At 66.5% G+C, this 13,514-nt stretch carries 6 protein-coding genes and 1 pseudogene; 4 read left to right on the top strand and 3 right to left on the bottom strand.

Annotated features, from left to right (window positions below; translation table 11 throughout):
- Window positions 1-8 precede the first annotated feature (8 nt).
- A complete protein-coding gene (locus tag HH110_RS17940; protein ID WP_176990887.1) occupies window positions 9-590 on the top strand; it encodes a DUF2939 domain-containing protein in 582 nt (193 codons plus the stop codon).
- A gap of 96 nt (window positions 591-686) precedes the next feature.
- Here the strand turns inward: HH110_RS17940 and HH110_RS17935 are convergent, their stop codons facing one another.
- From HH110_RS17935 to HH110_RS17925, 3 genes and pseudogenes are all read right to left on the bottom strand, one after another.
- Entirely contained in the window at window positions 687-1,634 is a 948-nt protein-coding gene (locus HH110_RS17935) for a 5'-nucleotidase (RefSeq protein ID WP_088434636.1), read from the bottom strand.
- A gap of 79 nt (window positions 1,635-1,713) precedes the next feature.
- Window positions 1,714-2,484, bottom strand: a complete 771-nt coding sequence (locus tag HH110_RS17930) for an NAD kinase (protein WP_176990886.1) — start codon at window positions 2,482-2,484, stop codon at window positions 1,714-1,716.
- 362 nt (window positions 2,485-2,846) lie between these two features.
- Window positions 2,847-7,739, bottom strand: a pseudogene (locus HH110_RS17925) (NAD-glutamate dehydrogenase); the annotation flags it as partial.
- Window positions 7,740-8,086: 347 nt separating this feature from the next.
- Between HH110_RS17925 and HH110_RS17920 the strand changes: the two are divergent.
- The 3 genes from HH110_RS17920 to HH110_RS17910 are packed head-to-tail and all read left to right on the top strand — an operon-like array spanning window position 8,087 to window position 13,227.
- Window positions 8,087-8,746 (top strand): TetR/AcrR family transcriptional regulator C-terminal domain-containing protein, encoded by a 660-nt coding sequence (locus HH110_RS17920; protein ID WP_176990884.1) that lies wholly within the window; start codon window positions 8,087-8,089, stop codon window positions 8,744-8,746.
- A complete protein-coding gene (locus tag HH110_RS17915) occupies window positions 8,746-10,038 on the top strand; it encodes an efflux RND transporter periplasmic adaptor subunit (protein ID WP_176990883.1) in 1,293 nt (430 codons plus the stop codon). The genes HH110_RS17920 and HH110_RS17915 overlap by 1 nt, the downstream gene beginning before the upstream one ends.
- Window positions 10,039-10,053: 15 nt before the next feature.
- Window positions 10,054-13,227, top strand: a complete 3,174-nt coding sequence (locus HH110_RS17910; RefSeq protein WP_176990882.1) for a multidrug efflux RND transporter permease subunit — start codon at window positions 10,054-10,056, stop codon at window positions 13,225-13,227.
- The last annotated feature ends 287 nt before the right edge of the window (window positions 13,228-13,514 follow it).

Genomic DNA, 13,514 nt, shown 5'->3' with positions numbered 1-13,514 from the left:
CAGATCCGATGAAGAAACTGCTCTGGCTGACGGTCATCCTGCTGGTGGTGCTGGCGGGCATCGTGTTCAGCGGCCCCTATGTGACCGTGCATGGCCTCAGCCGCGCGATCGAACAGCGCGATACCGCCACGCTCGACCGCTACGTGGACTTCCCGATGCTGCGCGCCAACCTGCGCGCGCAGCTGAGCGACTACGTGGTGCGCCGCGCCGGGCCGGACCTGCAGTCCAGCCTGTTCGGTGCGCTGCTGCTCTCGGCCGGTGACCGCCTCAGCGCGACCGCCGTGGATGCACTGGTGACCCCGACCGGCATCGGCGCCCTGCTCGAGGGCCACACCCTGTGGAAGCGCGCCAGCAACGACCTGGACAGCCCCAGCAACGATGCCTACGCGGCGCCACGACCGGCGCGGCCGCTGAACGGTGCCACCCATCGTTTCGAGTCGCTGTCGCGCTTTACCGCTACCACCCACACCCCGCAGGGCGCGCCAGTGGTGTTCGTCCTGCAGCGTTCGGGCCTGCGCTGGCGACTCGTCGACATCCGGCTGCCATTGAACCCCGACACCACCGCCCCGTCGGTCCTGCCGATCCGGTAGGTACCCACCGTTGGTGGGTACATCGGCGCCACCGTTGGTGGGTACATGGGCGCCACCGTTGGTGGGACATGGGCCCACGCACCTCCGGGTGGCGCATCAACCGTCGTTGGCGACGCCATGCGGCACATGTCCGGCCGCCACGCTCTGGTGCTGCAGCGCGCTGTCGATGTTGTGCTGCGAATCGTCAAAGAAGATGTCCGCGCCGAAAGCTTCCAGGAACGGCCCCTTGTGGCGGCCGCCGAGGAACAGCGCTTCATCCAGGCGCACGCCCCATTCGCGCAGGGTGCGGATCACGCGCTCGTGTGCCGGCGCCGAGCGCGCGGTCACCAGAGCGGTGCGGATCGGCGCATCCTCGCCCGACGGGAACACCGCCTGCAGGGTGTGCAGGGCCGAGAGGAAGTTGCGGAAAGGACCGCCGCTCAGCGGTTCGCGGGCGTTCTCGCGCTCATGGCGCCCGAACGCTTCCACCCCCTGCTCGCGCGAAATGCGCTCGCTCTCGTCACCAAAGATCACCGCATCACCATCGAAGGCGATGCGCAGCTGGCCCAGCGGACGGCCCAGATCGACCTGTTCGGCCGCAGCGATGGTCTCGCCCGGTGGCTTGGGCAGGATGGTCGCGGCGGCGATGCCGTGCAGCAGCGCGCGGCGCACCGACTCCGGGTTGGCCGACAGGAACAGATCGGTGCCGAACGGCTTCACATACGGCCAGGTCGGCTCGCCCGCGGTGAACGTCGCGCGGATGATGCCCAGGTCGTAGTGCTGGATCGAATTGAAGATGCGCAGGCCGGTATCGGCCGAATTGCGCGAGAGCAGGATCACTTCCACCCGCGGCTGTTCCGGCGACTGGCCCTGGTTGAGCGCGAGCAGCTTGCGCACCACCGGGAAGGCCACGCCGGGGCGCAGCACATCGTCTTCGTGCTTGCGCTGGTACTCGGCATAGGCATCGACGCCTTCGGCCTCGAACAGCGCGTGGCCCTCTTCCAGATCGAACAGGGCCCGCGAAGTCACGGCAACGGTCAGCAAGCGGGGGGTGTTGTCGCCCATGGCAATCAGCAATCCAATGCGGCCGCAGCGGCCGGCCAGCCATTCTCCCACAGAGCATGGCCACCACGGCCGTGCCCCGTCAGAACATGAACTGCTCGCTCAGGATCCGGTCTTCCAGATTGTGCTCCGGGTCGAACAGCATGGTGACGCGGCGCTCGCGCGATTCGCGGATGGTCACTTCCACCACATCGCGGGTTTCATGCGAATCGGCGGTGACACTGACCGGGCGCTTGTAGGGGTCGAGCACGCGGAACCGCACTTCGGTGTCGGCCTTGAGGATCGCCCCGCGCCAGCGGCGCGGACGGTACGGAGCCAACGGGGTCAGCGCGATGGTGTGCGAGCCCAGCGGCAGGATCGGGCCGTGTGCGGAGTAGTTGTAGGCGGTGCTGCCGGCCGGGGTGGCGACCAGCACGCCGTCACCGATCAGCTCGGCCACGCGTTCCTGTCCATTGAGGTCGATGCCGATGTGCGCGGCCTGGCGGGTCTGGCGCAGCAGCGAGACGTCGTTGTAGGCCAGCGAGCCGGTGGTCGTGCCGGATTCGGTCAGCGCCAGCATCTCCAGCGGGCGCAGGTTGGCCGGCTCGGCCGCGGCCAGGCGCGCCGGCAGGTCGTCATCACGGAACTGGTTCATCAGGAACCCCACCGTGCCCAGCTTCATCCCGAACACCGGCTTGCCCAGCGCGCCGTAGCGATGCAGCGCCTGCAGCAGGAAGCCATCGCCCCCCAGCGGGCACAGCACCTCGGCCTGCTCGGGCGTGTAGTCGCCATAGCGGGCCCGCATCTGTGCCAGGGCGAGCTGCGCCGCTTCGGTGGAACTGGCCAGGAAGGCGATACGGGGGGAAGCGCTCATCAAACATCCGGTGGGGCGGGTTCGCCAGAGCATACCCGCCACGTCCCCGGTAGGCCACGACCGTTGGTCGTGGCGTGGGGCGCCGGTCATGTCGGCGTCCGCACCGACCAACGGTCGGTTCCTACCGGATACCGGCAACCGACATGCCGGCAACCGTCATAAAGAAACGGCCCCGCCGAAGCGGAGCCGTGTGTTTCTCATGCAATGCAGTTACCAGACCCCGCCCATCCCTCTGGAGCAAAGCCCCCTGAGTCAGGGGGGCGCGCCGAAGGCGCGGGGGTCTGGAGGCATCGTTTGCATGGGGCCCACGGTTTGCAGGGCAAACCGTGGGGCGTCAGCGCGAATGCGCTCACGCACCATGCTTACGCGCCGTGCGAGGCCAGCTGACCGAGGCGCTGGACCGCGACCGAGACGGTCGGGTAGTCCAGGGTCTTCTGTTCGGCCAGCTCGGCCAGCATCGCCAGGGTGAAGCGCAGGCTGCTGTCGTCGCGGCCCATCCAGGCGGCGACCTTGGCTTCGGCGCTGCTGCCCTTCATCGACAGGACCTGGGCAGCCAGGTTGCGATGGTGGGCGGCCAGCTCGTCGCGCAGCACGCCACGGGCCACGGCGTGCCAGCGGCCGTTGACCTCCAGCGCGTCGATCTGCTCGAACAGCCACGGCAGCTGCAGGGCGTCGCCCAGGCGGAAGTGGACCTTGGAGACGTCCACCGGCTTGAGCTTCCGGGTCCGGGCCAGTTCGATGATGTCGAACGCCGGCTCCAGGAACTGCAGTTCCGAGAGCTGCTGCGACAACGCCGGCGGCAGGCCCTTGTCCTTCCACTCCTGCACGCTTGCCTCGTAGGCCGGGCGCTGCGAATCCGGCAGCACGCCCGAGGCGTCGCGGATGTCGTTGAACGCGGCCTGGTAGCGGTTGACGGCCTCCGTGATGCCCGGCATGACGCCCGGACGCGAGAGCAGCCAACGTACGAACGAACGCTGCAGCTTCCAGATCACTTCCAGCGCGTCGATCTGCACCGACTCCGGCAGGGTGCCGTCGAGGGCGTCGATCTGTGCCCACAGCGCGCGTGCGTCCAGCGTTTCACGGCTGATCGTGTACGCCTTGGCGACCTCGGCCACGGTGCGGCCGGTGTCTTCCTGCATGCGCATCAGGAAGGTAGCGCCCATACGGTTGATGGTCTGGTTGGTCACGGCCGTGGCGATGATCTCGCGCTTCAGGCGGTGACGCTCCATCGCATCGGCGTACTTCTTCTGCAGCGGCGTCGGGAAGTAGCGCTGCAGTTCCTTGGACAGGTACGGATCTTCCGGAATGTCCGACTCGAGCAGCTGCTGGAAGGCCACCAGCTTGGAGTAGGACAACAGCACCGAGAGTTCCGGACGGGTCAGGCCCTGGCCACGCGCCTTGCGTGCGGACAGTTCCGCATCGGAGGGCAGGTACTCGATCTGGCGGTCCAGCAGGCCCTGCTGTTCCAGCGTGCGGATGAAGTGCTGCTTGGACCCCAGGCGCTTGACCGCCATGCGTTCCATCAGGCTCAGCGCCTGGTTCTGACGGTAGTTGTCCATCAGCACCAGCGCGGCCACTTCGTCGGTCATCGAGGCCAGCAGCTTGTTGCGCTGTTCGACAGTCAACTTCTTGGCCCGCACCACATCGTTGAGCAGGATCTTGATGTTGACTTCGTGATCGGAGGTGTCCACACCGGCCGAGTTGTCGATGAAGTCGGTGTTGAGCAGCACGCCGGCCTGGGCGGCTTCGATGCGGCCCAGCTGGGTCATGCCCAGGTTGCCGCCCTCGCCCACCACCTTGCAGCGCAGCTCGCCGCCATTGACGCGCAGCGCATTGTTGGCGCGATCGCCGACATCGCTGTGCTGCTCGCTGGCCGCCTTGACGTAGGTGCCGATGCCGCCGTTCCACAGCAGGTCCACCGGCGACTTCAGGATCGCGCTCATCAGGTCGTTCGGGGTCATCGACTTGATGCCCTCGTCCAGGCCGAGTACCTCACGGACCTGCGGGGTGATCTCGATCGACTTCAGCGTACGCGGGTACACGCCGCCGCCCTTGCTGATCAGCTTGGCATCGTAATCGGCCCAGCTGGAACGCGGCACGGTGAACAGACGCTCGCGCTCGACGAAGGTCGTGGCCGCATCCGGGTTCGGGTCCAGGAAGATGTGGCGGTGATCGAACGCAGCAACCAGGCGGATGTGGCGCGACAGCAGCATGCCGTTGCCGAACACGTCGCCGGACATGTCGCCCACGCCGACCGCGGTGAAATCCTGGCTCTGGCTGTCACGGCCCAGCGCACGGAAGTGGCGCTTGACCGACTCCCACGCACCGCGGGCGGTGATGCCCATGCCCTTGTGGTCGTAACCGACCGAGCCACCGGAGGCGAACGCATCGCCCATCCAGAAGCCGTGCGCCACGGCCAGGCCGTTGGCGATGTCGGAGAACGTCGCGGTGCCCTTGTCGGCCGCCACCACCAGGTACGGGTCGTCCATGTCGTGGCGGACCACGTCCACCGGCGGCACGATCTTGTTGTTGACGATGTTGTCGGTGATGTCCAGCAGGCCCTGGATGAACAGCTTGTAGCAGGCCACGCCGTTGGCGAACACCGCATCACGGTCGCCGTTGACCGGCGGCATCTTGGCGAAGAAGCCGCCCTTCGCACCGACCGGCACGATCACGGTGTTCTTGACCATCTGTGCCTTGACCAGGCCCAGCACCTCGGTACGGAAGTCTTCGCGACGGTCCGACCAGCGCAGGCCGCCACGGGCGACGGCACCGAAGCGCAGGTGAGTACCTTCCACGCGCGGGCCGTACACGAAGATTTCGCGGTACGGGCGCGGCTTGGGCAGGTCCGGCACCAGCGCCGAATCAAACTTGAAGCTGATGACGTGGCCCGGACGGCCCTCGGCATCGGTCTGGTAGTAGCTGGTGCGCAGGGTCGCATCGATCACGCCCATGAAGCTGCGCAGGATGCGGTCCTCATCGAGGCTGGAGACGCGGTCCATCAGCTTCAGCAGCGCATCGCGCGCGGCATCCATCTGCACGGTACGGTCGCCCTTGCGCGCATCGACCACGGTCTTGAGCACTTTCAGGGTGGCTTCGTCGCCGCCGGCGAGCACGGTCAGGTGCGCGCGCAGCTGGGCCTGGCCCTCGGCGATCGCGTCCTTGCTCTCATGGCCGGTGGCCGGATCGAAGCGGGCTTCGAACAGCTCCACCAGCAGGCGGGCCAGCAGTGGGTAGCGGGTGAAGGTGCCTTCCACGTAGGCCTGCGAGAACGGCACGCCGGTCTGCAGCAGGTACTTGCAGTAGCCACGCAGCATCGCGACCTGGCGCCAGTGCAGGCCGGCGGCGAGCACGAGGCGGTTGAAGCCATCGTTCTCGGCATCGCCGTGCCACACGCGGGCGAAGGTTTCACCGAAGGCGGCATCGACGCTCGGCGCATCGATCGCACCGGCCACCGATTCCGCTTCGAAGTCCTGCACGTACACCGGGGCGTTATCGACCGTGAGACGGTACGGACGCTCGGAGATCACGCGCAGGCCCATGTTCTCCATCATCGGCAGCGCATCGGACAACGGAATGTCGTCCAGCTGGCGATACAGCTTCAGGCGCAGGCCATCGCCTTCTTCGCGATGCACGGCCTGCAGGCTCAGGCGCAGATCGTCCGGACCGGTCAGCGCATCCAGCTGGCTGACGTCGTTGGCGGCGATCTCGGTGCTGGAGTCTTCGATGTAACCGGCCGGCAGCGCCTTGCCGATACGCGCGGCGATGCGCAGGCCTTCGGCTTCACCGTGGCGGGCGACCAGCGCTTCGCGCAGATCGTCCTGCCAGTTGCGCAGCACCTGGGCGAGCTTCTGCTCCAGTTCGCTGGTGTCCACTTCCAGGGTCTGGCCTGCTTTCGGACGCACGATCAGGTGCACCTGGGCCAGCGGCGACTCACCGAGCACCACCGAGCTGTCCACATACTCGCCCTGCAGGGCGTCCTTGAGCATTGCTTCGATGCGCAGGCGCACATCGGTGTTGAAGCGTTCGCGCGGCAGGTACACCAACGCGGAGATGAAACGGCTGTACTTGTCGCGGCGCAGGAACAGGCGGCTGCGCACGCGCTCCTGCAGGCCCAGCACGCCCATGGCGGTGCGGAACAGTTCGTCCTCGCTGGACTGGAACAGTTCTTCGCGCGGCAGGGTTTCCAGGATGTGGCGCAGGGCCTTGCCGCTGTGGCTGCTCGGCGCGAGGCCGGACTTGCTCATCACGTATTCGTGGCGCTGACGCACCAGCGGGATTTCCCACGGGCGGCGATTGTAGGCGCTGGAGGTGAACAGGCCCAGGAAGCGCTGCTCACCGATGATCTTGCCCTTGGCGTCGAATTCCAGCACGCCGATGTAATCCATGTAACCGGAGCGATGCACGCGCGAACGGGCATTGGTCTTGGTCAGGATCAGCGCGTCCTTCAAGCCGGTGGTGGCATTGAGGCCCTGCGCGGCGAGCGTCTTGACCGGGCGCGCGGCGGACTTGTCCTGCCCGCGCATCAGGCCCAGGCCGGTGTCGTTGAGCGGCGCCAGCACGTCTTCCTTGCCCTGCTTCTCCACGCGGTATTCGCGGTAGCCGAAGAAGGTGAAGTGGTTGTCGGCGGCCCAGCGCAGGAACTCCTGTGCTTCGGCCCGCGACGCGGCGTCGACCGGCAGCTGGCGGCTGCCCAGGTCGTCGGCCAGGCTCTGCGCCTTGGCACGCATCGCGTCCCAATCGCGGACGATGGCACGCACCTCGTCCAGCGCCTTGATGATCGCCTTCTCGACGTCGGCCATGGCTTCGGCCGGCTGGCGGTCGATCTCCAGCAGCATCACCGATTCGGCGGTGCCGTCGCTGACGCCGGTCAGCTTGCCGGCCTTGTCACGCGCGAAGCGGATCACCGGGTGACCCAGCACGTGCACGCCGACGCCATGCTCGGCCAGCGACATCGTGACGGTGTCCACCAGGAACGGCATATCGTCGTTGACGATCTGCAGCACCGTATGCGGCGACTCCCACCCGTTGCTCTTCAGCGTCGGGTTGAACACGCGGACGTTGGCCTTGCCGGACTTGCGCACACGCGCGAATTCCAGCGTGTCCGCTGCCAGTGCGGCCCACTCCTCCGCGCTGTGGTGCGGGAACTCGTCCGCCTCCATGCGCTTGTAGAAGTCGGCGGCAAAAGCCACTGCCTCGGCCTGCCCGGCCGACGGGTAGCGCTTGCGCAAGGCCGTGTACACCGGCTCCAGCGAGAAGCCCACTGGCGAAACAGTCTGCGTATCGGCTGGTTTGGATTTGTTTTTCACGGTCTTGGCTGCTGGTTTTTGCGGTTTCATGACGGAGCGGTGCGTGATGCTCAGTTGGGAAAATGAAATTGTAGGCCTACCGCACAGAAATACCTTGCTGCAGGACGGAATAAGGTCTTTCGGGTTGGGTGGCGTTTACATCGGCGATGCCAATTCGGCCGGGTACGGACATGTGGGTCGGCGTCTGGTGTAGCGCAGCATCGACCGCTTCCATTGCAACGTGACGTCGGGTATCAAACGCCGCGGAAAAACAAGGCTTCTACAATTCTGAACTGGACGGTATAGTCCACCCCGTGACTCCCCCACACCCCGCCGCCAGCACCCTGGACGCGCGCGATCACCGCGTGTTCGATGCCGTGCGCGAACTGCTGGCCAGCCAGGGCATGCAATTGAGCATGGACGCGGTGGCCCAGCATGCGGGCTGCTCCAAGCAGACGCTCTACAGCCGCTACGGCAGCAAGCAGGAACTGCTCAAGCGGGTGATGCAGCGGCATGTCTGCCGCGCCACCGCCGGGCTGCGCTCACTCGACGGTGATGACCTGCGTGGCAGCCTGCTGCAGTTCGCCAACGACTACCTGGACCATTTCAATCAACCGCACGTGGTCCAGGCCCGGCGGCTGATCGCAACCGAATCCAGCCAGTTCCCCCAGGAAGCCCGTACCCTTTACCAGGACGGCGCCGGGGCACTGGCGCTTCATGTTTCTGAATGGCTGGCAACACGGGCCGCCCGGGGCCAATTGAGGCATGACGACCCGCACTTCATGGCTGAACTGCTATTGAGCATGATCGCCGGATTGGATTTCGAGAAACAGCGTTTCCACATCCCCCACCGCGATGACGCCGCCGTGCGCCGCCGCTGGGCAGAATTCTCCGTCGACAGCTTCCTGCGCGCCTTCGCTGCGCCCGAAGCCGCCACGGCTTCGCATTCAAACCAACACCGGAGCTTCTCCTGATGATCGCCCCACTCCGCACCCTTGCCCTGACGTGCGCAGTCGCCTTTGCGTTGACCGCCTGCAAGAAGGAAGAGCAGCAGGCCCCGCCGCCGCCGGAGGTGGGCGTGATCGAGGCCAAGCCGCAGACCCTGCCGCTGCAGCGCGAGCTGGTCGGCCGCCTGTCGCCGTTCCGCAGCGCCGACGTGCGTGCCCGCGTCCCGGGCGTGCTGCTCAAGCGCGTGTATCAGGAAGGCTCGGACGTGAAGGAAGGCCAGGTGCTGTTCCTGATCGACCCGGCACCGCTGCAGGCTGCCCTCAATGCCTCGCAGGCCGAACTGGCTTCGGCGCAGGCCACCGCCGCCAATGCCAAGGCCGCCGCCAACCGCGCCCGCTCGCTGGCGCCGCAGGCCTACGTCTCCAAGTCCGACCTGGATGCGGCCGAAGCCACCGAGCGCACCGCAGCCGCCGCCGTGCAGCAGGCCCAGGCCTCGCTGGCCAGCGCGCGGATCAACCTCGGGTATGCCGAAGTGCGTTCGCCGATCAGCGGCCGCGCCGGCAAGCAGCAGGTCACCGAAGGCGCGCTGGTCGGCCAGGGCGATGTGACCCTGCTGACCACCGTGGACCAGCTCGACCCGCTGTACGTGAACTTCTCGATGAGCGTGGATGAGCTGACCCAGATGCGCGCGGCCCAGGCCAAGGGCGCACTGGCCCTGAGCGGGGACGGCAAATCCACCGTGCAGGTGAAGCTGGCCGACGGCACGGTCTACGACCAGCCGGGAACGCTGGACTTCTCCTCGACCACGGTCGATCCGGCCACCGGCGCGGTCTCGCTGCGCGCGGTGCTGCCGAACCCGCAGCAGATCCTGCTGCCGGGCGCCTTCGTCAGCTTCCAGGCGACCCTGGGTGAGCGCAACAACGCCTACCTGGTGCCGCTGCAGGCGCTGCAGCGCGACACCACCGGCGGCTATGTGCTGGTCGTGGGCAAGGACGGCAAGGTCATCCGCAAGAACGTGAAGAGTGAAGGCCAGCAGGGCAGCAACTGGCTGGTCAGTGGCGGGCTGGATGCCGGCGACCAGGTGATCGTGGCCGGCGTGCAGAAGGTCAAGGAAGGCGCGCCCGCCAAGGCCGCCCCGTGGAATCCCGCCGCCGGCAACGGCAATGGCCAGGCCCCGGCGGGTGCTGCTCCGGCAGGGGCCGCTCCGGCAGGGGCCGCTCCGGCGGCGGCCGCCAAGCCCGATGCCGCTGCCGCGCCGGCCGACGCCGCCGCCGACACCTCCGACGCCGCTCCGGCTGCCGAACCGAACAAGCAATAACGGGAATCCTCCGTCATGCCTAAATTTTTCATTGAACACCCGGTATTCGCCTGGGTGGTCGCGATCCTGATCTCGCTTGCAGGCGTGATCTCGATCCTGGGTCTGGGCGTGGAGTCCTACCCGAGCATCGCACCTCCCCAGGTGACGGTGAGCGCCACCTACCCCGGCGCCAGCGCCGACACCGCCGAAAAGTCGGTCACCCAGGTGATCGAGCAGCAGCTGACCGGTATCGATCACCTGCTGTACTTCAGCTCCTCCTCGGCCTCCAACGGCCGCGTCACCATCACCCTGACCTTCGAGACCGGCACCGATGCCGATATCGCCCAGGTGCAGGTGCAGAACAAGGTCTCGCTGGCGACCCCTCGCCTGCCGACCGAAGTGACCCAGCAGGGTGTGGTGGTGGCCAAGGCCAACGCCGGCTTCCTGATGGTGGTGGCCCTGCAGTCCGACAGCGCCTCAATCGACCGCGATGCCCTCAACGACATCGTCGGTTCGCGCGTGCTCGACCAGATCTCGCGCATCCCTGGCGTGGGCAGCACCCAGCAGTTCGGTTCCGAGTACGCCATGAACATCTGGCTCAACCCGGAAAAGATGCAGGGTTATGGCCTGTCCGCCACGCAGGTGCTGGCCGCGATCAAGGACCAGAACGTGCAGTTCGCGGCTGGTTCGCTGGGCTCGGATCCCTCGCCGGAAGGGCATTACTTCACCGCGACGGTCTCGGCCGAAGGCCGCTTCAGCTCGCCGGAAGAGTTCGAGAACATCATCCTGCGCGCCAACACCGACGGCTCGCGCGTGCTGCTCAAGGACATCGCCCGGATCGCCTTCGGTGCGAACAACTACGGCTTTGACACGCAGTACAACGGCAAGCCGACCGGCGCCTTCGCGATCCAGCTGCTGCCGGGTGCCAACGCCCTGAACGTGGCCAACGCGGTCACCGCCAAGATGGACGAGCTGTCGCCGAGCTTCCCGGCCGGTGTCAGCTGGTTCTCGCCGTACGACAGCACCACCTTCGTGAAGATCTCGATCGAGGAAGTGGTCAAGACCCTGATCGAAGCGGTCGCGCTGGTCTTCCTGGTGATGCTGATCTTCCTGCAGAACTTCCGCGCCACCCTGATCCCGACCCTGGTCATCCCGGTCGCGCTGCTGGGTACGTTCCTGGGCATGAGCATCATCGGCTTCACCATCAACCAGCTGACGCTGTTTGCGATGGTGCTGGCGATCGGCATCGTGGTCGATGACGCCATCGTGGTCATCGAGAACGTCGAACGCATCATGACCGAGGAGAAGCTGCCGCCCAAGGCCGCCACCCAGAAGGCCATGACCCAGATCACCGGTGCGGTGGTCGCGATCACGGTCGTGCTGGCCGCGGTGTTCATTCCGTCGGCCCTGCAGGGCGGTGCCGCCGGTGAGATCTACAAGCAGTTCGCGCTGACCATCGCCATCGCGATGGCCTTCTCGGCGTTCCTGGCACTGGGCTTCACCCCGGCGCTGTGCGCGACGTTCCTCAAACCGACGCACAACGACAAGCCGAACATCGTCTACCGCACCTTCAACAAGTACTACGACAAGGTCAGCAACACCTACGTGGGCCACATCACCTCGGCGGTGAAGCATGCCCCGCGCTGGATGATCCTGTTCGTGGTGCTGACCGCGCTGTGCGGTTTCCTGTTCACGCGCATGCCGGGCAGCTTCCTGCCGGAAGAAGACCAGGGCTATGCGCTGGCGATCGTGCAGCTGCCGCCGGGCTCGACCAAGTCGCAGACCAACCACGCGTTCGCCCAGATGCGCGGCATCCTGGAAAAGCAGGATGGCTTCGAAGGCATGCTGCAGGTCGCCGGTTTCAGCTTCGTCGGTTCCGGTGAAAACGTGGGCATGGGCTTCATCCGCCTCAAGCCCTGGGCGGACCGCGACATCACGGTGCCCGAGTTCATCAACAACATGAACGGCGCGTTCTTCGGCATCAAGGAGGCGCAGATCTTCGTGGTCAACCTGCCGACCGTGCAGGGCCTGGGTCAGTTCGGCGGCTTCGACATGTGGCTGCAGGACCGTGGCGGCGTGGGCTATGAGCAGCTGACGCAGGCGCGCAACATCCTGCTCGGCAAGGCCGCGCAGGAAAGCGATCTGCTGACCGGCGTACGCCCGAACGGCCTGGAAAACGCGCCGCAGCTGCAGTTGCACGTGGATCGCGTGCAGGCGCAGACCATGGGCCTGTCGGTCTCGGACGTGTACAGCACCATTCAGCTGATGCTGGCCCCGGTGTACGTCAACGACTTCTTCTATGAAGGCCGCATCAAGCGCGTGACCCTGCAGGCCGATGGCCCGTACCGCACCGGCGCGGAGTCGTTGAACAGCTTCTACACGCCGAGCACGCTGCAGACCAATCCCGACGGCACGCAGGCGATGATTCCGCTGAGCACCGTGGTGAAGTCCGAATGGGTGTCCGCACCGCCATCGCTGAGCCGCTACAACGGCTACTCGGCGGTCAACATCGTCGGTTCGCAGGCGGCCGGGCGCAGCTCGGGCGAGGCGATGCAGGCGATGGAGCGGATCGTCAACGACGACCTGCCGGCAGGCTTCGGCTACGACTGGTCGGGCATGTCCTACCAGGAAATCCTGGCCGGCAACGCCGCGACCCTGCTGCTGGTGCTGTCCATCGTGGTGGTGTTCCTCTGCCTGGCCGCGCTGTATGAAAGCTGGTCGATCCCGGTGGCGGTGCTGCTGGTGGTGCCGCTGGGCGTCCTCGGCGCCCTGGCCTTCTCGCTGGCACGTGGCCTGCCGAACGATCTGTACTTCAAGATCGGCCTGATCACGGTGATCGGCCTGGCCGCGAAGAACGCGATCCTGATCGTGGAGTTCGCGGTGGAACAGCGGGCCGCGGGCAAGAACCTGCGCGAAGCAACCATCGAAGCCTCGCGCCTGCGCTTCCGTCCGATCCTGATGACCTCGTTCGCCTTCATCATGGGCGTGGTGCCGATGGCCATCTCCACCGGTGCCGGCGCCAACGCGCGCCACGCGATCGGTACCGGCGTGATCGGCGGCATGGTGTTCGCCACCTTCCTGGGCCTGCTGATGATCCCGGTGTTCTTCGTGGTGGTCCGCCGCATGCTGGGCGACAAGCTGGACGAACCGTCCAAGGAGTTCCTGGAGCGCCAGGGCGAAGCCAATACGGCCCACCGTCCGGATCGTTGATGCACAGGGGCAGCCACGGCTGCCCCGCCCCGCCAGGTGACCATCGTGGGTGGTCACGCTGATCGGTAGGTGACCACCGTTGGTGGTCACACTGAAATGCAAAAGCCCCGGCGCGAGCCGGGGCTTTTTTGTGTGCGGTGCGTGACGGGTAGAGCCACACCATGTGTGCCTCAAGCGATGCACGCGCGCCCGGGTCGCAGGTAGTGCCGGCCGCTGGCCGGCTCCTCCGGTTGCCCGCCCGGGAAGGGCCGCCCGGTTGCCGGCCAGCGGCCGGCACTACCACACGG

This window comes from Stenotrophomonas sp. SAM-B (assembly GCF_013387485.1).
In the GTDB taxonomy this organism is placed as follows: domain Bacteria; phylum Pseudomonadota; class Gammaproteobacteria; order Xanthomonadales; family Xanthomonadaceae; genus Stenotrophomonas; species Stenotrophomonas maltophilia_AA.
Note: the sequence above shows the minus strand (reverse complement) of the source record. Positions and strands in the feature narration are given on the sequence as shown.